The organism is Halomonas sp. JS92-SW72, from assembly GCF_003547075.1.
Taxonomy (GTDB): Bacteria; Pseudomonadota; Gammaproteobacteria; order Pseudomonadales; family Halomonadaceae; genus Halomonas; species Halomonas alkalicola.
In genome coordinates this window covers 3,551,221-3,570,240 of record NZ_CP032147.1, presented here as the reverse complement: position 1 = coordinate 3,570,240, position 19,020 = coordinate 3,551,221, and the positions used below count along the sequence as shown (strand labels likewise).

Below are 19,020 nucleotides of genomic sequence, written 5' to 3'. Positions count from 1 at the left end.
CGTCTCCCGTGTCGTTTCTCACTCGGCCAGGGGCTGGCGGGCCAGGGCTCGATGGGCCAGGGCGAGACCGTCGAGTACGGCGCGTTCCCCGTCCAGGCAGCGACTGGTGTGACCGACGGCCTCCAGCGCCAGGGCATAGCGTTCACAGAGCGCTGCATCGCCAATCAGGGTAACGGGCCCAACTGGTGTGACGCCGGGGTCGGGTAGTCGCGTGCCGGCCAGCTCCAGGCCGATGACGAGACCCGAGAGGCGCGCGGCCAGGTGAGCGGCTCGGCCTTCTCCGGCCGGCAGGTTGTCGTCCAGCAGGTCGGCGGCGCGCAAGCCGAAGAGATGCGCTGAAAAGTCCCCGGGCGATGCCAGGCTTTCACGGACGGCCGCGACGAAGGCCTCGTGACAGCCGGGATCATCCAGCAGCTCCGCGCTCTGCCCGTGAGCCACGGAGTGTCTCAGGACCGACTGTCGGGCCAGCAGTGCATAGAGTTCGCCGGTCAGAAAGGTGGTGAAACGAGTCATGGCGCCACGTTCGAGCCGAGCCCACTTGGCATGGGTGCCGGGCAGACAGACGAAGCCCGAGGTGTCAGGATCATCTGCGATCAGGCCCGCGAGCTGGGTCTCCTCGCCGCGCATCACATCGAAGTGGCCTGGAGCGGTCTGGCAGAGCCCCGGGAGGAGCCGGACCCGCAGTCGCGGATCCTGGCACGGCGGCGACACGGCGCTTCGTGCCAGGGCGTCCAAGCGGGTCGGCACCGGCAGATAGGCGGCTTCTCGCCAGCCCTGCCGCGCGCCGGCCATGCCGCAGACCAGTACGTCCCGGCGGCTGGTGTCGGGGAGCCAGTCGCCGATCACGTTCAGCAGGGCGCTTTCATACTCGTCCGGGGTCAGCGAGAGCATGCCGCGTTCGCTGCCTCCTCGTGCCAGGACCTGGCCTCTGGCGTCCAGCGCCCAGGCGCGCAGATGGCTGGAGCCCCAGTCGACGCCGATCCAGCAAAGACTTTCGGCCACCATGCCGCTCACCATTCGGCCACCGAGCCGTCCTCATGGGTCCACAGCGGATTGCGCCAGCGATGGCCGACCCGGGCGCGCTCCTCGACGAAGGCCTCGTCGATCTCCACGCCGAGACCGGGGCCCTTGGGGATATCACAGAAGCCCACCTGGATAGCCAATGCCGATTTGTCGACCAGGTAGTCGAGGACGTCGTTGTCCCGGTTGTAGTGAATGCCCATGCTCTGCTCCTGGATGAAGGCGTTGTGGCATACCGCATCCAGCTGCAGCGAGGCGGCCAGGGTCAGTGGGCCGAGTGGGCAGTGGGGCGCCAGCGCCACGTCGTGGGCCGAGGCCAGGGCGGCGATCTTCAGGCCTTCGCTGATGCCGCCGCAGTGGGAGAGGTCGGGTTGGATGATGTCGATCATGCCCTCGGCCAGCAGGTCGCGGAACTGGAAGCGGGTGTGCAGCCGCTCGCCGGTGGCGAGGGGGTAGCCGAGCCCGCCGGCGATCTGGCCGAGGCAGGGCAGATGCTCCGGGGCCACCGGCTCCTCGACGAACATCGGGTGGAAGGGCTCCAGCTCGCGCAGCAGCGCCTTGGCCATGGGGCGGTGCACTCGACCGTGAAAATCGATGCCGATACCGACATCGGGACCCACGGCATCACGAGCCTCTGCCACCCGGGCTACGGCCTCGTCGACCTTGCGGTGGGAATCAACGATCGCAAGTTCCGCGGTACCGTTCATCTTGAAGGCGGTGAAGCCCTGGGCAACCAGCGCCCGGGCGCCGTTACCCACGTCGCTGGGGCGGTCGCCACCGGTCCAGGCATACATGCGCATCCGGTCGCGTACCGCACCGCCCAGCAGCTGGTGAACCGGTACCCCGAGGTCACGCCCCTTGAGGTCCCAGAGCGCCTGGTCGATGCCGGCAATGGCGCTCATCAGGATGGGCCCGCCGCGATAGAAGCCACCGCGGTACATCACATTCCAGAGGTGCTCGATGCGGTGGGGATCCTGGCCGACCAGGAGATCGGCCAGTTCATGGACGGCTGCCTCAACGGTGGCGGCGCGTCCCTCGACGACCGGTTCACCCCAGCCGTAGCAGCCATCGTCGGTCTCTATCTTGAGAAACAGCCAGCGCGGCGGCACCTGCCAGGTCTTGAGTCGGGTGATCTTCATCGCTGTCCCTCGCGGGTGGCTGACGTCATCGGGTGTCGATCGAGGTGAGGTGTGCAATGCAGGCCTCGACCAGCGCGGCGGGCGACCGGTCGATATCCAGGGGGATCGCCTCGTCTGGTCCGGGGGGTTCCAGAGCGGCGAGCTGGCTGTCGAGCATGGCGTCGCCCTTGAAGAAGTGGGACTCACGCTGCCCGAGCCGCTGTCGTAACCGCCCGCGGCTACCCTTCAGGAAGAAGATCAGCAGCTCAGGGTCGCCGCGACGCAGAGTGTCCCGGTAGCGTCGCCTGAGAGCCGAGCAGCCGATCACCAGGGGAACCTGTCGCTCCCGGTGATCGGCCAGGAAGCCCGCCAGCGTCTCGAGCCACTCGCGTCGATCCTCATCATTGAGGGGGATGCCGCGGGCCATCTTGTCGATGCTGGAGGGCGAATGGTGGTCGTCGCCGTCGATGAACTCAGCCCCCAGTCGCGCCGCCAGCAGGCGGCCGACCACGGTCTTGCCCGAGCCGGACACCCCCATCACCAGGATACGGCGTGTCGTCGTCACATCCCTCTCCTCGGTCAGTTGCCGCGCACGGCGGCCAGGTCGGGCAGCCAGGTGACGATCCCCGGAAAGGCGATCAGGATCACCAGCACCACCAGCAGCGTCGCGTAGTAGGGCAGCATCGCCCTGACCAGCGCCTCCATGGAGACCTTCCCGACGCCGCATCCCACGTATAGGCAGGTGCCCACCGGTGGCGTCAGCAGGCCGATCCCGAGGATGAAGGCCATCAGCACGCCGAAGTAGACCGGGTCGACGCCCACCGATGTCACGATCGGTGTCAGCATCGGCGCCATGATGACCATGGCCGGGGTCAGGTCCATCACGAATCCCACCAGCAGCAGCAGGCCGGCGACGATCAGCAGCAGCAGGAAGGGCTCCTGGGTGATGGCCTGCACCTGACGTACCAGGGTCTGGGGCACCATGTTGATGGTCAGGAACCAGGCGATCACCGTGGCGAAGGCGAGAAGCAGCAGCACCATGCCGGTCAGGCGCGCGGTACGGATCAGCATCCCCCACAGGGCACGCAGCGGAAACTCGCGATAGACCACCAGTGAGATGAACAGCGAGTAGAGCAGCGCAGCCACGGCCGCCTCGGTGGCGGTGAAGACCCCGCCGATGATGCCGCCGATGATGATCACCGGCAGTACCAGGGCTAGCCAGGCGGCCTTGAAGGCCTGCCAGAGCACATCGAGACGGAACTGCCGGGTCTGACCGGAGTGCTGGACGGTGGCGATGATGAAGGTGGTGAGCATCAGGCCGGCGCCGATCAGCAGGCCCGGCACGATGCCGGCGATGAACAGGCGGCTGATCGAGGTCTCGGTGACGATGCCGTAGAGGATCAGCGGAATCGAGGGCGGGATGATGATGCCGATCACTGAAGAGACGGTGTTGATGGCGGTGGCATGGGGCGCCGAGTACCCCTGCTGCTTCATCGAGGGAATCATCATGGCGCCGGTAGCGGCGGTGTCTGCCACGGCGGAGCCGCTGATGCCACCGAAGAACATGGACCCGGTAATCGCCACCTGGCCGAGCCCCCCGCGCACGAAGCCCACCAGGGCGCCAGCCAGATCCATCAGCCGCCGGGCAATGCCGCCGTGGCTCATCACCTCGCCAACCAGAATGAAGAAGGGAATGGCCAGCAGGGGGAAGTTGTTGACCCCGCGAATCGACTGCTCGATGAGGATCGACAGCGGGATATCGGAGAGCAGGGCCATGACCACCGCGGCCACGCCCAGTCCGAAGGCGATCGGCAGCCCGAGAGCCAGCGACGTGAATAGAATGCCCAGGAAGATCCACAGCATGGTCTAACGACCTCCTTGGTGATGCGGTGAGGCCGGGCGACATATCTGGACGACGCTTTGCCAGGCGCGCCACAGCGACACGGCCAGAATGAAGGCGGAACAGAGCACCAGCGAGAAGTTGATCAGATTCCATGGCACACCGAGCAACGCTGTTCGACCGGTGGAGCGAGACATCACGACATAGCCTCCCCAGAGCATCACAGCCATCAGGCCGGTGATAACCAGGTGCTGCAGCAGGTAGAGGGCATGAGCGGCGCGCGGCCGCAGCCGGCGCACCAGGAAGTCCACGGCGATGTGCTCGTAGCGGGCGAACGCCGCCGCGGCACCCACGAAGATCAGCCAGATGAACAGCATACGCGCCAGTTCATCGGCCCAGGGCAGTGAACGGTTAAGCAACGAGCGGCCGATGACATTGGCCGATACCGAGACGATCAGCGCCACCAGCAGCGTGGCAATCAAGTGCTCCATCGCCAGGGTGATCCAGCGAAAGATCGCAGGCCCCTTTCGGATCTCGGTGTCGATCTCCAGCGGGGCACGGTTGGGGTCATCGAGGTAGGCCTCTGCCTGATCGATGGCCGCCTGGATATCGATGGCCTCGACGGGACGAGGCGCCGGAGGGGGAGAGGCAGGCATGGGGCTACTCCATTGGCCGGACATGGTCCGACCGTCAGTCCGCCTCCGGCCCACCGCGGGTGGGCCGGAGGAATCGCCAGGGATCAGTCGTTCATCGACGCCTCGACGATGGCCTGGATCTCGGCGATCAGATCCTCGCCGATGCGCGGTGCCCACTCGTCGTAGACGGGTTGTACGGCCTCCTGGAAGGCCGCGATCTGCTCGTCGTCGAGACGGGTGATCTGCATGCCGCGAGCCTCGAGCTGATCGCGTGACCAGTCGTCATACTCGGTGGCCAGTTGGATCTCGTATTCCGCCGACTGGCGGGCGGCTTCCTGGACCAGTTCCTGGTACTCGGGTGCCAGACGGTTCCAGGTGCGCTCCGACATCATCATGATGAACGGGGTATAGACATGGCGACTCTCGGTGCCATAGTCCTGCACCTCATGGAAGTTGGAGGTGAGGATGGTGCTCCAGGGGTTCTCCTGGCCGTCGACCACACCTTGTTCCATGGCCGAGAACAGTTCGCCGAAGGCCATCGGCGTGGGGTTGGCGCCCAGCGCCTGCCAGATCGCCAGGTGCACGGGATTCTCCATGGTGCGCACACTCAGGCCGCGCACGTCCAGACCGGCGACATCCTCGGGGGAGGTCACCGGGCGGGCGCTGTTGGTGAGCTGGCGATAGCCATTCTCGGAGAAGGTCAGCGCCTTGATGCCGGTACCCTCGAAGGCATCCAGCATGGACTGCGCCACGTCGCTCTGCATCACCGCGACGGCGGCTTCGCGGGTGGGAAGCAGGAAGGGCAGATCGAAGGCTGCCAGCTCGGATACGTAGGTCACCGCCGGCGAACTGGAGGGGTAGCTGAGGTCCAGGGTGCCGGTCTGCAGCATCTCCATCATCTGCACATCGTCGCCCAGCTGGCTGTTGGGGAAGATATTGAGAGTGATACGACCCTCGGTGCGCTGGCTGAGGATCTCGCCGAAATACTGGCTGGACAGATATTGCGGCGAGGTCTCCGCCAGGCCGATACCCATGCGCAGGGTGTGGCTGCCGTGGTCGCCGACCACCTCGCCCTCGATGGCGGGGGGATCCGAGAGGTCAGGCGTCTGCGCATGAGCGGCCAGTCCGACGCCGAGGGTCAGTGAGGCGGCGCCGGCCAGGGTGAGGGTGCTGCTCCAGAGCGTTTTCATTGTGAGGCTCCTGTGGCATGTCTCGCAGCTGCGAGGCTGCGAGGGCAATCGTGGTTGTTGTTATGCAGGGAGAACTATGACGTGGTGTATGCTTGTATGACAAGTATGTTTGATGAAAGCTTGCTCAACGATTGAGGCCCTCTTCAGGGTAGACGCTAGACGGCAGGAGTTCCGGAACCCCATGAACAAGAATGCATTCAAACAGCGCCTGCTTGGCGGTGAGCCCATGACGGGTATCTGGCTGGGCCTGGCCAGCCCCTATGTGGCAGAGCTTGCCGCCACCGCCGGCTTCGACTGGCTGCTGCTGGACGGCGAGCATGCGCCCAACGATCTGGCCAGCCTGCTGGGGCAGCTCCAGGCCATCGCCCCTTATGCCAGTGCGCCGGTGGTGCGTCCGCCCGAAGGCAATACCGTACTGATCAAGCAGTACCTGGACATCGGCGTGCAGAACCTGCTGATTCCCATGGTGGAGACCGCGGAGCAGGCCGCCGAGGTGGTGGCTGCCACCCGCTATCCTCCCGAGGGCGTGCGCGGCATGGGCAGCGTCCTGGCCAGGGCCTCGCGATGGGGGCAGGTCGAGGACTACCTCGACCGCGCTGGCGAGGAGATCTGCCTGATCCTGCAGTTGGAGAGCCCCGTGGCGCTGGCGAACCTGGAGGCCATTGCGGAAGTGGCGGGGGTGGACGGGCTGTTCATCGGGCCGGCGGACCTCTCCGCCGCGATGGGCCACCGCGGCAATCCTGGACATCCCGAGGTGCGTGCGGCCATCGACGACGCCATCGTGCGGATCCGCGCTGCCGGCAAGGCGGCCGGGATCATCACCCTCGACGAGACCGAGGCCCGTGGCTATCTGGCAGCGGGGTGCGGCTTCGTCGGTGTGGGGGTCGATGCCCTGGTGCTGGTCGAGGGGCTGCGTGGGCTGGCCGGGCGGTTTTGTCCGGCCTGACTGGATTGCCCTGCGCGCCCGATCTCCTGATTCAGGCGCTCAGGTGCTCTCGCCCTCGAGAAGGGTGAAGCCGACGTCGTGCTGGCGCCTGCGCACCGGCTTGCCGGCCAGGCGCCGTAGCACCTCCTCGGCGGCCACCCGTCCGATGGTGGCGCGGGGGGAGAGGATGGTGGTCAGCCGCGGCGTGACATGCCGGCCCAGGGGCAGGCCGTTGAAGCCGGCGATGGCGATCTGACCGGGCACGTCCAGGCCCAGGCGCTGGGCATGGAGGAGGGCGCCGGCGGCGAGGTCGTCATTGGCAAAGTGGATGGCAGTGATACCGGGGTGACGCTCCAGGGCGAGATCGAGCCCTCGCGCCCCGCCGTCGAGGCCGCCTGGCCGGCCGATGTCCAGGCAGGGGGCGGTGAACCCCTGACCCTCCAGCACTTCGCGGTGGCCTTCGAAACGCAGCCCGGCACGGTAGTCGTCGCCCATGCCGGCGCCCACATAGGCGATGGCGCGGTGTCCGCGTTTCAGCAGGTGGCGGGCCATGCAGCGGCCGGCCTCCTGATGGTCGAGGCCGACGTTGAGATCCAGGGCATCGCCCAGTTCCATGACCTCCATGATCGGCTGGTCCCAGCCCTCGAGCAGGGTGCGGCAGGCGGGGCTGTGGCGAAGACCGGCGGTCACCAGCGCCGAGCATGACCAGCCGAAGAAGGTGCGGATCATCTGGTACTCCCGCCGCAGGTCGTAGTCGGTGTTGCCGAGCAGGATCTGATAGCCCTGGGCCTCGAAGGTCTCCTGCAAGCCCTGGATCACCTCGATGAACACCGCGTTGGCAAGCGACGGTACGATCACCGCGATGAAGCGCGAGCGAGCCGACGCCAGACTGCCGGCTACCAGGTTGGGTACATAGCCGATCTGCTCCACGGCCTGCAGCACCCGGGTACGAGCGGCTTCGCTGACAAGCTCCGGGGTGTTGAGGGCGCGCGAGGCGGTGATCGTCGAGACGCCGGCGGCCTCGGCGACCTCCTTGAGCGTGGGCTGGGTCGAGCCACGGCGCCGGCGCGGTTCGATTGGTGTGCGGCTAGACATTGGTCGCATCTCCCCGTTCGGTGCTTGCCGCCCGTTGGGCGATCATCTAGAACAGTTGTGGAGCAAATGATAGCGCTAACATGATAGCGCTACCAATGCAGAATCGGATGTCTCGGTGTGGCGAGCGTTTCGATGCATCGGACAGTTCCAGGCAACCAGCGGAGGCGGGCGAGTGAACAATGCGACGGGGAGCAAGCCCAGGGTAGGGGTGATCGGCCTGGGTGCCATGGGATTGGGTACCGCGACTGCCCTGCGGGAGGCGGGACTGGAGGTGATCGGCTGCGACATCTCTCCTCAGGCACGTCAGGCGTTCGAGGCCCGTGGCGGGCGTTGCGTCGCGGCCCCGGAGGCGCTCGCCGAGCTGTGCGAGGTGGTGCTGCTGGTGGTGGTGAGTGCCGATCAGGTGGAAGCGGTGCTGTTTGGCGAGCAGGGCCTGATTGACAGGATGCCCCCCGGAGGGCTGGTCATGCAGTGCGCCACGGTGGCACCGAGCTTCGCCCGGCAGCTGGGGGGGCGTCTGGCAAAGAACAATCTGCTGATGCTCGATGCGCCGATCAGCGGTGGCGCGGCCAAGGCCCGCAGCGGCGAGCTCTCGGTGATGGCCTCTGGCACCAGTGCGGCGTTTGCGAAAGCGACGCCGGTCCTCGACGCCATGGCCGCCACCGTCTACCGCTTGGGGGACGAACCGGGCATAGGCTCCAGCATGAAACTGGTCAACCAGCTGCTCGCCGGCGTGCATATCGCCACCGCCGCCGAGGCCATGGCGCTGGGGATCCGCATGGGACTCGATCCTGCGACGGTCTACGAGGTAATCACCCACTCGGCAGGCAACTCCTGGATGTTCGAGAACCGCGTGCCGCATATCCTCGCCGGCGACTACACCCCGCTCTCCGCCGTGGACATCTTCGTCAAGGATCTGAACCTTGTGCATGAGACAGGGCGCGAGCTTGCCCTGCCGACGCCGGTGGCGGCCAGCGCCCTGCAGCAGTTCACGGCGGCCCGGGGCGCCGGCTTCGGCCGTGAGGACGACGCGGCGGTGATCAAGGTCTACCAGCGGCTCTCCTGCATCGACCTGCCCGAGGCGGCCAACGACGACGGGGAGGCATGACATGACCATCGTGCTCGGGGCCATCGCCGACGACTTTACCGGTGCCACCGACCTGGCCAACAACCTGGTGCGCGGCGGCATGCGCTGTGTGCAGACGATCGGCATACCCGATGCCCCGCTGTCACCTCAGGAGACCGAGGCGCTGGAGAACGTCGATGCCATCGTGGTGGCGCTGAAGTCACGCGCCTGCCCGGCCGCCGAGGCGGTGGCCGATTCCCTGGCGGCCCTCGACTGGCTGCAGGCCCGCGGTGCCCGGCAGATCTTCTTCAAGTACTGCTCGACCTTCGACTCCACCGACGCCGGCAACATCGGCCCGGTCAGCGATGCCCTGCTGGAGCGGCTGGGGGGATCCCGGACGGTGATGGTGCCGGCCTTTCCGGTCAACGGCCGCACCGTCTACCAGGGTCACCTGTTCGTCGGCGACCGCCTGCTCAACGACAGTGGCATGCAGGACCATCCGCTCAACCCCATGCGCGATGCCGACCTGGTGCGGGTGCTGTCCCGGCAGACGCCGCATCGGGTGGGCCTGGCGGCGCGTCCGGTGCTGGAGCGTGGCGCCGAGGCCGCGCGCCGTCATCTCAATGCCCTGGCGGAACAGGGGGTGCGTCACGTGATCTGTGACACCCTCGACGAGCATGACCTCGAGGTGCTGGCCGAGGCGGTGGTGGACTACCCACTGGTCACCGGCGGCTCCGGCCTGGGCCAGGCGCTGCCCGGGCAGTATCGACGGCGCGGTTGGCTGGCCGATGTGGCCGAGCCTGGCCGTCTCGAACCAGCCGTCGGCGGTGCCCTGGTGCTGTCGGGCAGCTGTTCCCGGGCCACTCTCGGGCAGGTAGCGCACTTTCTCATGCATCACCCGAGCTTTGCCCTGGACCCCCTGGCCCTGGCCGAGAGCAACGACCACCTTGGAGAGGCGTTGGCCTTCGCCCGCGCTCACCTGGCCGACGGTGGGCCGGTGCTGGTGTACGCCTCCGCCGACCCCGCGCGAGTGAGGGCGGCGCAGGCCGCGCTGGGCGTCGAGCACGCCGGGCGGCTGGTCGAGGAGGCCCTGGGACAACTGGCCAGGATACTGGTCGATGAGGGCGTGGGGCGGTTGGTGGTAGCCGGTGGCGAGAGCTCGGGAGCGGTGGTCTCCGCGCTCGGCGTCCGTCAGCTGCGCATCGGCGAGCAGATCGACCCCGGCGTGCCCTGGACCCAGGCACCGCTGCCGGGCCGGGCAGCACCGCTGTCGCTGGCACTCAAGTCCGGCAACTTCGGTGGCGAGGACTTCTTTACCCGGGCCTTCGAGGTGCTGCCGATGGAGACAACGCCATGAGCGCTCACGACGAGAACGGCCTGCGCGAGCAGATGGCCAGCCTGGGGAAGTCGCTGTTCGACCGCGGGCTGACCATGGGGTCGAGCGGCAACATCAGCGTCCGGCTGGACGACGGCGGCTGGCTGATGACGCCGACCAATGCCTGCCTGGGGCGACTGGACCCGGCGCGGATCTCGCGTCTTGATCGCGACGGGCGGCTGCTCGACGGCGATGCGCCGACCAAGGAGAGCTTCCTGCACATGGCGATGTATGGTGAGCGGCCGCAGTCGGGGGCGATCGTCCACCTGCATTCGACCCACTCCGTTGCCGTCTCCTGCCTGCCCGAAGTGGATCCCTGCGATTGCATTCCGCCGCTGACCGCCTACTACGTGATGCGGGTCGGCCGGCTGCCGCTGGTGCCCTATCACGTGCCTGGTGACCCCAGTCTGGGCGATGCGGTGCGCGGCCTGGCGGGCCGGCACAATGCCGTGCTGCTGGCCAATCACGGTCCGGTGGTGGCCGGCAAGTCGCTCGAGGCGGCGGTCTACGCCACCGAGGAGCTCGAGGAGACCGCACGGCTCTATCTGCTGCTGCGCGGCCAGAATCCGCGCTGCCTGACGCCCGAGCAGGTCGCCGAGCTCGAGACGCGCTTCCCGCGCGACTGACGACACTCGAACAGGACACGATCATGATCCGACTGGCCGCCAACCTCAGCATGCTGTTCACCGAACACGACTTCCTCGACCGCTTCGCGGCCGCGGCCGATGCCGGCTTTCGCGGCGTCGAGTACCTCTTCCCCTATGCCCACTCGCCAGAGGCGATCGGCGCGGCCCTGCGCGATGCCGGGCTGGAGCAGGTGCTGTTCAACTTGCCCCCCGGCGACTGGGAGGCCGGCGAGCGCGGGCTGGCCAGCCTGCCCGGCCGCGAGGCCGAGTTTCGCGACTCGGTGGTCGAGGCGCTGCGCTATGCCGAGGCCCTCGACTGCCCGCGCATCCACGCCATGGCCGGCCTGCTGCCGGCGGACGCCGATGTCGAGACCCGGGCGGCGCATCAGGCGACCTATCTGGACAACTTGCGCTTCGCCGCCGGCGAGGCGGCCAAGTCGGGGCGCGAGGTGCTGATCGAGCCGATCAACACCCGCGACATGCCGCGCTACTTCCTCTCCCGCCAGCCTCACGCACTCGCCGTGCTGGAGGCGGTGGGCGCCGACAACCTCAGGCTGCAGTTCGACCTCTATCACTGCCAGATCATGGAGGGGGACCTGATCCGGCATCTGGAGCGGCAGTTCGAGCGGATCGGCCATGTGCAGATCGCCGGGGTGCCGGAACGCCACGAACCGAACGTCGGCGAAGTGCACTACCCGGCGGTGTTCGAGCGGCTTGAAGCCCTGGGCTACCGCGGCTGGGTGGGGTGCGAGTATCGCCCGGCCGGCGGCACCCGCGAGGGGCTGGGGTGGGGCAGGGCATACGGCCTGCGTGATGCCTCTTCGGGAGCCTGACCTCGGGCCGCCCCGACAGCATCGGCACAGCAACGCCGCGGTACAACAAGCACACAAAGACAACAGGAGCCAGACATCATGCATATCGCCATCACCGGCGCCGCCGGTTTCCTCGGGCAGCGCCTGGTCAAGCAGCTGGTCGATCTGGGAGAGCTCGATGGTAGGGCGATTCTTCGCCTGACGCTGATTGATCAGGTGGAGCCGCCCGCACTCGATGCCGGCGAGATCGAGGTCGTCTCGCGGGCTCTGGACATCACCACGTCCGGTGAGCTCGATGGCGTGCTTGCCGAACGCCCCGATGTCATCTTTCACCTGGCGGCTGTGGTCAGCTCGGCGGCCGAGGCGGATCTGGACCTCGGCATGAAGGTCAACTTCGATGCCACTCGCTCCCTGCTCGAGGGGTGCCGCCGCCACGGGCTCGCCGAGACACGGCTGGTCATGGCCAGCTCCGTGGCGGCCTACGGGGGGGAACTCCCCGACGTGCTCGATGACATGACCGCCGTCCAGCCGCAGACCTCCTACGGGACCCAGAAGGCGATGTGCGAGCTGCTGATCAACGACTACAGTCGCCGCGGCCTGATTGACGGACGCGTGCTGCGCCTGCCTACCATCGTCATCCGCCCCGGACGGCCCAATGCCGCGGCGTCGAGCTTCGCCTCGAGCATCCTGCGTGAGCCCTTGAACGGCGAGGAGGCGATCTGCCCGGTGCCGCTCGATCAGGAGCTGTTCGTGATGTCGCCGACACGGGTGGTCGAGGCCCTCATCCTTGCAGCCGAGCTGCCCGGCGAGGCAATGGGCGCCTTCCGAGCCCTGATGCTGCCCGGGATCACCGTCAGCGTGGCGCAGATGCTCGACACCCTGCGAGACGTCGCCGGCGAAGAGGCGGTGTCCAGGGTTCGTCACGAGCCGGACGAACGGATTCGCCCTCTGGTTGCCAGCTGGCCGGCGCGCTTCGAGACCGGCAGGGCCGACCGCCTGGGGTTCCAGCGCGATGCCAACTTCCGCGAGATCGTCGAGGCCTACCTCGCCGAACGCGCATGAACTTGCCGCCCGGCGTGACCGGTGGGCATGTCGCCGGGCCGTTGCTCCCAACATGGATGCTCGGCCCATGATCCACGCATCACAACCACCATCACAGCAACGACTGTCACAACAACAATCGAGGACATTGCCATGACCACGCGTTTCGCACGCCGCGCCCTCACTGCCAGCTCCCTGGCGGCTAGCAAAGGATAACTCCTATAGGCGATTTGATCATCCGGGACCCTACATATATGAACATCATCAAATAACGGCACCCTTTGGCCCCATACCTGCTCAGCTCCCTTCGAGTGCATACACATCGGGAGCCAACCATGAACCGTCGCGATTTTCTGAAGGGAACCTCCACCCTGGCCGTCGGGGCCGCCTGCCTGCCTTTCCTCAAGGTCATGCCCGCCCTCGCCAGTGCCGGCGAGACGCTGGTGGTAGTGATGGGCAGCACGATCAACAGCCTCGACATCCACCGCAGCGGCACCAATCGGCCGAGCTACCAAGTGGCCGTCAACTGCTACGACCGCCTGCTCACCTTCGGCACCAAGACGCTCGAAGACGGTTCACTGAGCTACGACTACGACAACCTGCAGGGCGAGCTGGCCGAATCCTGGGAGGTCTCGGAGGATGGCCGGACGCTCACCTTCACCCTGCGCGAGGCCACCTTCTGGGATGGCCGCCCGGTGACCGCCCAGGACGTGAAGTGGTCGTTCGATCGCGCCGTGACCCTAGGGGGCTTTCCCACCACGCAGATGGCGGCAGGCTCGACCCGGGACCCGGAGCAGTTCGAGGCAGTGGATGAGCGCACCTTCCGCATTCACCTGCCCCACGCCTCCAAGCTGACCCTCCCCAACCTCACCACCCCGATTGCCATCGTCATCAACTCCGAGCTGGCCCTGGAGCATGCAACGGACGATGATCCCTGGGCCACCGAGTACCTGCACCGCCACCCGGCAGGCTCCGGGGCCTATCAGGTCGAGCGCTGGGAGCCCGGCCAGCAGCTGGTCTATCGGCGCAATCCTCAGTGGGCCAGCGGCGCACTGCCCAGCGCCGAGCGCATCATCCTGCGGGAAGTGCCCTCCTCCGCCACCCGGCGCGCCCTACTCGAGCGCGGTAACGCCCACCTCTCGCAGGATGTCCCGCCTCGCGACGCCCTGGAGCTCGCTGCCCACCCGAACGTCCAGGTGGTCAGCACCCCGATCGAGAACTGCCTGCACGTGCTGTGCCCGAACCTGGCCTTCGAGCCCTTCCAGGATGTGCGGGTTCGCCAGGCCATCGCCTGGGCCATCCCCTATGACGCCATCCTGCAGAATGCCGCCTACGGTCGCGGGGTGCCGATGTGGGGCGCCGAGAGCAACACCCCTGCCGATACCCATTGGCCACAGCCATTCCCCTACCACACCAACCTCGAGCGCGCCCGGGCACTGATGGCCGAGTCCGACTACCCCGACGGGTTCGAGGTCCCGCTCTCCTTCGATCTTGGCCAGGCCGACTGGGCCGAGTCCACCGCCCTGCTGATTCAGGAAGCGCTTGGCCAGATCGGTATCACGGTCACCCTGGACCGTATCCCCGGTGCCAACTGGCGGACCCGCGCCCTGGTCGATAAGCAACTGCCGCTGCACCTGGAGAACTTCGGCGGCTGGCTCAACACCCCCTGCTACTACTTCTTCTGGGCCTACATCGAAGGCAACCTGTTCAACTCCTCGAACTACCACAGCGAAGAAATCGCCCAGCTGGTCGATGACACCCTATTCATGGCCATGGACGACCCGGACTACGCCCCGAAAATCCGTCGCATGATCGAGATCGCCTTCGAGGACGTGCCGCGCATTCCGCTCTACCAGCCGGCTTTGAATGTCGCCATGGGGCCGAACCTCGACGGCTACACCTTCTGGTACCACCGCCAACTCGACACCCGCGTTCTGCAGACCGCGTAAGGAGCCTGCCATGACACACCTCGCGCGTGGTCGGCTGATCGGGTGGCGCCTGGTTCAGGCGATTCCCGTCATCGTCGGCATCATCATCGTCTCGTTCGTGTTGACCCGGGCACTGCCCGGGGACCCCGCCGCCTACTTCGCGGGCCCAGCGGCGGATGCCGCCTCCATCGAGCAGATTCGCAGCAGCATGGGGCTGGATCGTCCGCTGCCCCTTCAGTTCGTGGCCTACGTTCAGGACCTGCTGCAGGGCGATCTGGGCATGTCGATCTCCACGGGGCAGCCGGTCATGCAGGAGCTCGCCTCGCGCCTGCCGGCCTCGCTGGAGTTGACCGGCTTCGCGCTGCTCTTCTCCGTGGCGATTGCCATGCCACTGGGGATTCTCGCCGCCACGCGCCCCAACAGCTGGATCGACCATCTGTGCCGGGCGGTGGTGACCGCCGGGGTCTCGCTGCCGACCTTCTTCACCGGCCTGGCGCTGATCTATGTCTTCTACTACCTGCTCGGCTGGGCGCCCTCGCCCATGGGCCGGCTCGACTTTCTGTACCTGTCACCGCCCCGCGTCACCGGTTTCTACGTGATCGATGCGCTGATCGCCCGCGATCTGGAGACCGCCCGCGCCGCCCTGGCGCAGCTCGCTCTACCCGCCATCACCCTGGGCCTGTTCACCCTGGCCCCCATCGCGCGCATGACCCGGGCCGCCATGCTGCAGATCCTCGAGGGGGAATTCATTCGCACCGCTCGCGCCGCGGGTCTCCCCCGCCGCCAGGTCCTGTTCACCTATGCGCTGCGCAACGCCGTGCTGCCGGTGATCACCACGCTGGGCATGGTGTTCTCCTTTGCGCTGGGGGCCAACGTGCTGGTCGAGAAGGTCTTCTCCTGGCCAGGTATCGGTTCCTACGCCGTCGAGGCGCTGGTGGTCTCGGACTATGCCGCCGTGCAGGGCTTTGTCCTCACCATGGCACTGCTGTTCGTCACCCTGAACCTGATCATCGACATCATCTACACCCTGGTGGATCCCCGCCTGGACACGGAGGCCTAACCCATGACGACGCTCACGGCTGATCGTGCCTCACCGCTTCAAGGAACGCGCCGCTTCGTGCGCCACCTGCTCTATGTGATGACCGACAACCCCATGACGGCGTTTGCCTTCACACTGTTCGTGCTGATCATCGGGGCAGCGCTCCTCGGCCCTTGGCTTGCGCCCTATGACCCGCTGGCGACCGACGCCAGTCGCACCCTGCAGGCGCCCTCCTGGCAGCACTGGTTCGGTACCGACCAGCTGGGTCGCGACGTCTTCTCCCGCGTGCTGGTGGCCACCCGTCTGGACCTGATGATCGCCGTGTCGGCAGTGGCCATCGCCTTCGTGGTGGGCTCCACCCTGGGGGCCATCGCCGGGTTCTATGGCGGCTGGTGGGATCGGGTGATCGGGCGCTCCATGGACACCATCATGGCCTTCCCGCTGTTCGTGCTGGCCATGGGCATCGTCGCCGCGGCCGGCAACACCCTGGAGAACATCATCTACGCCACGGCGATCATCAACCTGCCCTTCTACGCGAGGATGGCGCGCACCGAGGTGGCCGTGCGCCGCAACGCCGGCTATGTGCAGGCGGCACGCCTCTCGGGCAACGCCGACTGGCGCATTCTCGCCTTCCAGATCTTTCCCAACGCCCTGCCGCCGATGATGGTCCAGATCTCGCTGAACATGGGCTGGGCGATCCTCAATGCCGCCGGCCTCTCCTTCATCGGCCTCGGCGTCACACCGCCCACGCCCGAGTGGGGAATCATGGTGGCCGAGGGGGCCAACTACATCATCTCCGGTCACTGGTGGCTGGCCCTGTTCCCCGGTCTCGCCCTGATGTTGGCCGTGTTCACCTTCAACCTGCTAGGCGACGGCCTGCGCGATCTCGTCGATCCGCAACGCCGTACCTGATCCATCCGTGATTGAGCCCCCTGCTCGAGGAGCCACCCCATGAGAAAGCCACTGCTCGACATCCAGGATCTCACCGTGGAGTTCGCCACACGCAACGGCACCGTCACCGCCGTCCAGCAGGTCGACATTCATCTGCACAAGGGCGAGACGCTCGGCATCGTCGGCGAATCCGGGTCCGGCAAGTCGGTCACCTCCTATGCGCTGCTGCGCATCCTGGACCGCGCCGGCAAGATCGCGAACGGCAGTATCGTCTTCGGCGGGGTCGATATCGGCGGCGCCACCGAGCGCACCATGAGCGAGATGCGCGGCCGTGAGCTGTCGATGATCTTTCAGAACCCCCGCGCGGCGCTGAACCCGATCCGGGCGGTCGGTCGCCAGATCGAGGATGTGCTGATCCAGCATGGCCTGGCCACCCGGGGCAATGCGCGCCACAAAGCCATCCAGATGCTCGAAGCCGTCAAGATTCGCGACCCCGAGCAGCGCTATCACGCCTACCCCTTCGAGCTCTCCGGGGGGATGTGCCAGCGCATCGTGATTGCCATTGCCCTGGCCTGCCGTCCCCAGCTGCTGGTGGCCGACGAGCCAACCACCGGCCTGGATGTCACCACCCAGAAAGCGGTCATGGACCTGATCGTGGAACTCGCCGCCGAGCGGCAGATGGCCACCCTGCTGATCACTCACGACCTGGGCCTCGCCGCCAGCTACTGCGATCGCATCGTGGTGATGGAGAAGGGAAGGATCGTGGAGTCGGGCGCCACGGAGCAGCTGTTTGCCCGCCCGCGACACCCCTATACCCAGCGCCTGATGCGCGCCACGCCGAGGCTCGATGCGAAGGTCGCCGACCTGCTGCCCCTCGACGATACGCGCCGGGCCACCCCCAGGGCGCGCCCGCTGGGCACGCCGCTCCTCGAGGTCGAGCAGCTGGTCAAGACCTTCGGCAACGCCGACGACACGGATGCCGTGCGCGCCGTGGACGATCTCAGCTTCACCGTGCACGAAGGAGAAAGCCTGGGCCTGGTGGGAGAAAGCGGCTGCGGCAAGTCCACCACCTCGGCGATGGTCATGCGGCTGCTGGACCCCACCCGCGGCGCCCTGCGCTTTGCCGGCACCGACCTGGCGGCGATACCGGCCAAGGCCTTTGCCCGCCACGCGCTGCGCAGCCAGCTGCAGATGGTGTTCCAGGACCCCACCGACAGCCTGAACCCGCGTTGGAGTGCGCGCCGCTCGATTGCCGATCCGCTGATGCGCCTGGGCCAGCACGCCCCACGCGAGCGTCGGAAGCGCGTGGAAGCACTCGCCGAGCGGGTGGGCCTGCCGAGCCATCTGCTCGACCGCTTCCCCCATCAGCTCTCCGGCGGCCAGAAGGCCCGGGTGGGCATCGCCCGGGCGATTGCGCTCGATCCCAAGCTGCTGATCCTGGATGAGCCCACCGCCGCCCTGGATGTCTCGGTGCAGGCGGTGGTGCTCAATCTGCTGGTCAGGCTGCGCGAGGAGCTCAACATGAGCTACCTGTTCATCAGCCACGATCTCAACGTGGTCCGCCTGCTGTGTGACCGCGTGATGGTGATGCAGGCCGGGCGGATCGTCGAGGAAGGCCCCACCGAGCGGCTGCTGAGCGAGCCCAGCCACCCCTATACGCGCACCCTGCTCGACGCCATTCCTCACCCGCCGGCGATGCCGGCCAGCTTCCCGCCGCCGCTCAAGGAGATCGCATGAAGAGCGATGCCATGCTCTCCCGCGCGCGGGAAGGCACCACCGTGGATGAGATGCTCGAACAGCTCGCCGACGAGATCATTCGCGGCGAGCTGTCACCGGGCACCAAGCTGGACGCCCGCGTGATCGCCGAGCGGTTCAACGTCTCGCGTACGCCGGTTCGCGAGATGTTTGCCCACCTCGCGGCGATGGGGCTGGTCATTCGGCGCCCCAACCGCGGGGTCACGGTCGCCGAGATCTCCAATGAGGCCCTGATGGCGATGTACGAGGCCATGGCGGAGCTGGAGGCCGCCTGTGCGCGCCTGAGCGCCCTGCGCATGACCCTGCGGGAGCGCCAACACCTGCAGCAGCTGCATGATGCCGCGCAGCGCCACGTGCGTGATGACAACACGGCGGAGTATGAGGCCTACAACCTGGCGTTTCATGGCTGCCTCTACGACGGCGCCCACAGCGATTACCTGCGCGAGTTGGCGCTGGCCACCCGCAGTCGCCTGCAGCCGTTCCGCCACGCCCAGTTTCGCCTGCCGCAGCGTCCCAGCCACTCCTGGGAGGAACATGACGCCATCGTGAGCGCCATTCTGGCGGGCGACGCGGAGGCGGCCGCACGCGCCACCCGTGACCATGTGCTGCAGGTCAGCCACGGCTCCCGCCACTATCTCGACACCCATCGCAGCTGACACAGGAC

Annotated in this window: 18 protein-coding genes; 11 read left to right on the top strand and 7 right to left on the bottom strand. The window is 67.1% G+C overall.

The window, feature by feature from the left end:
* Positions 1 to 18: 18 nt before the first annotated feature.
* The 6 genes from D1793_RS16840 to D1793_RS16815 all read right to left on the bottom strand — a co-directional run bounded on the left by D1793_RS16840 (position 19) and on the right by D1793_RS16815 (position 5,803).
* The gene (locus D1793_RS16840) at positions 19 to 1,005 is read right to left on the bottom strand and encodes a 2-dehydro-3-deoxygalactonokinase (RefSeq protein WP_240407702.1); all 987 of its coding nucleotides are present in this window, start codon (positions 1,003 to 1,005) and stop codon (positions 19 to 21) included.
* Positions 1,006 to 1,010: 5 nt separating this feature from the next.
* A complete protein-coding gene (gene dgoD, locus D1793_RS16835) occupies positions 1,011 to 2,159 on the bottom strand; it encodes a galactonate dehydratase (protein WP_119023166.1) in 1,149 nt (382 codons plus the stop codon).
* Positions 2,160 to 2,184: 25 nt separating this feature from the next.
* The gene (locus tag D1793_RS16830) at positions 2,185 to 2,703 is read right to left on the bottom strand and encodes a gluconokinase, GntK/IdnK-type (RefSeq protein ID WP_346426385.1); all 519 of its coding nucleotides are present in this window, start codon (positions 2,701 to 2,703) and stop codon (positions 2,185 to 2,187) included.
* A 14-nt stretch (positions 2,704 to 2,717) separates the two neighbouring features.
* Entirely contained in the window at positions 2,718 to 4,001 is a 1,284-nt protein-coding gene (locus tag D1793_RS16825; RefSeq protein WP_119023164.1) for a TRAP transporter large permease, read from the bottom strand.
* A 3-nt stretch (positions 4,002 to 4,004) separates the two neighbouring features.
* Complete coding sequence (locus D1793_RS16820) at positions 4,005 to 4,634, bottom strand: TRAP transporter small permease (RefSeq protein ID WP_119023163.1); 630 nt, start codon at positions 4,632 to 4,634, stop codon at positions 4,005 to 4,007.
* Between the two features lie 83 nt (positions 4,635 to 4,717).
* Positions 4,718 to 5,803, bottom strand: coding sequence for a TRAP transporter substrate-binding protein (locus tag D1793_RS16815; protein WP_119023162.1), 1,086 nt, complete (start codon positions 5,801 to 5,803; stop codon positions 4,718 to 4,720).
* Between the two features lie 181 nt (positions 5,804 to 5,984).
* Here D1793_RS16815 and hpaI point away from each other — a divergent pair, with 181 nt between their 5' ends.
* Complete coding sequence (hpaI, locus tag D1793_RS16810) at positions 5,985 to 6,749, top strand: 4-hydroxy-2-oxoheptanedioate aldolase (RefSeq protein ID WP_119023161.1); 765 nt, start codon at positions 5,985 to 5,987, stop codon at positions 6,747 to 6,749.
* 39 nt (positions 6,750 to 6,788) lie between these two features.
* Here hpaI and D1793_RS16805 read toward each other — a convergent pair whose 3' ends face one another.
* Positions 6,789 to 7,823 carry a LacI family DNA-binding transcriptional regulator gene (locus tag D1793_RS16805; protein WP_119023160.1) on the bottom strand — a complete coding sequence of 345 codons (1,035 nt, stop codon included), beginning with the start codon at positions 7,821 to 7,823 and terminating at the stop codon, positions 6,789 to 6,791.
* Positions 7,824 to 7,995: 172 nt separating this feature from the next.
* Here D1793_RS16805 and ltnD point away from each other — a divergent pair, with 172 nt between their 5' ends.
* The 10 genes from ltnD (at position 7,996) to D1793_RS16755 (ending at position 19,012) form a co-directional block, all read left to right on the top strand.
* A complete protein-coding gene (gene ltnD, locus D1793_RS16800) occupies positions 7,996 to 8,931 on the top strand; it encodes an L-threonate dehydrogenase (protein ID WP_276110578.1) in 936 nt (311 codons plus the stop codon).
* A 1-nt stretch (position 8,932) separates the two neighbouring features.
* Entirely contained in the window at positions 8,933 to 10,246 is a 1,314-nt protein-coding gene (gene otnK, locus D1793_RS16795) for a 3-oxo-tetronate kinase (protein ID WP_119023159.1), read from the top strand.
* The gene (otnC, locus tag D1793_RS16790; protein WP_119023158.1) at positions 10,243 to 10,890 is read left to right on the top strand and encodes a 3-oxo-tetronate 4-phosphate decarboxylase; all 648 of its coding nucleotides are present in this window, start codon (positions 10,243 to 10,245) and stop codon (positions 10,888 to 10,890) included. The genes otnK and otnC overlap by 4 nt, the downstream gene beginning before the upstream one ends.
* Positions 10,891 to 10,913: 23 nt before the next feature.
* Positions 10,914 to 11,723 (top strand): 2-oxo-tetronate isomerase, encoded by an 810-nt coding sequence (gene otnI / locus D1793_RS16785; RefSeq protein ID WP_119023157.1) that lies wholly within the window; start codon positions 10,914 to 10,916, stop codon positions 11,721 to 11,723.
* Between the two features lie 78 nt (positions 11,724 to 11,801).
* Positions 11,802 to 12,764, top strand: a complete 963-nt coding sequence (gene denD, locus D1793_RS16780; protein ID WP_119023156.1) for a D-erythronate dehydrogenase — start codon at positions 11,802 to 11,804, stop codon at positions 12,762 to 12,764.
* A 314-nt stretch (positions 12,765 to 13,078) separates the two neighbouring features.
* A complete protein-coding gene (locus D1793_RS16775; RefSeq protein WP_119023155.1) occupies positions 13,079 to 14,692 on the top strand; it encodes an ABC transporter substrate-binding protein in 1,614 nt (537 codons plus the stop codon).
* Between the two features lie 10 nt (positions 14,693 to 14,702).
* Complete coding sequence (locus D1793_RS16770) at positions 14,703 to 15,731, top strand: ABC transporter permease (RefSeq protein ID WP_119023154.1); 1,029 nt, start codon at positions 14,703 to 14,705, stop codon at positions 15,729 to 15,731.
* A 3-nt stretch (positions 15,732 to 15,734) separates the two neighbouring features.
* A complete protein-coding gene (locus D1793_RS16765; protein ID WP_119023153.1) occupies positions 15,735 to 16,622 on the top strand; it encodes an ABC transporter permease in 888 nt (295 codons plus the stop codon).
* A gap of 39 nt (positions 16,623 to 16,661) precedes the next feature.
* Positions 16,662 to 18,338, top strand: coding sequence for an ABC transporter ATP-binding protein (locus tag D1793_RS16760; protein WP_119023152.1), 1,677 nt, complete (start codon positions 16,662 to 16,664; stop codon positions 18,336 to 18,338).
* The gene (locus tag D1793_RS16755) at positions 18,335 to 19,012 is read left to right on the top strand and encodes a GntR family transcriptional regulator (RefSeq protein WP_205527567.1); all 678 of its coding nucleotides are present in this window, start codon (positions 18,335 to 18,337) and stop codon (positions 19,010 to 19,012) included. Before D1793_RS16760 ends, D1793_RS16755 begins: the two co-directional genes overlap by 4 nt.
* Positions 19,013 to 19,020: the final 8 nt, after the last annotated feature.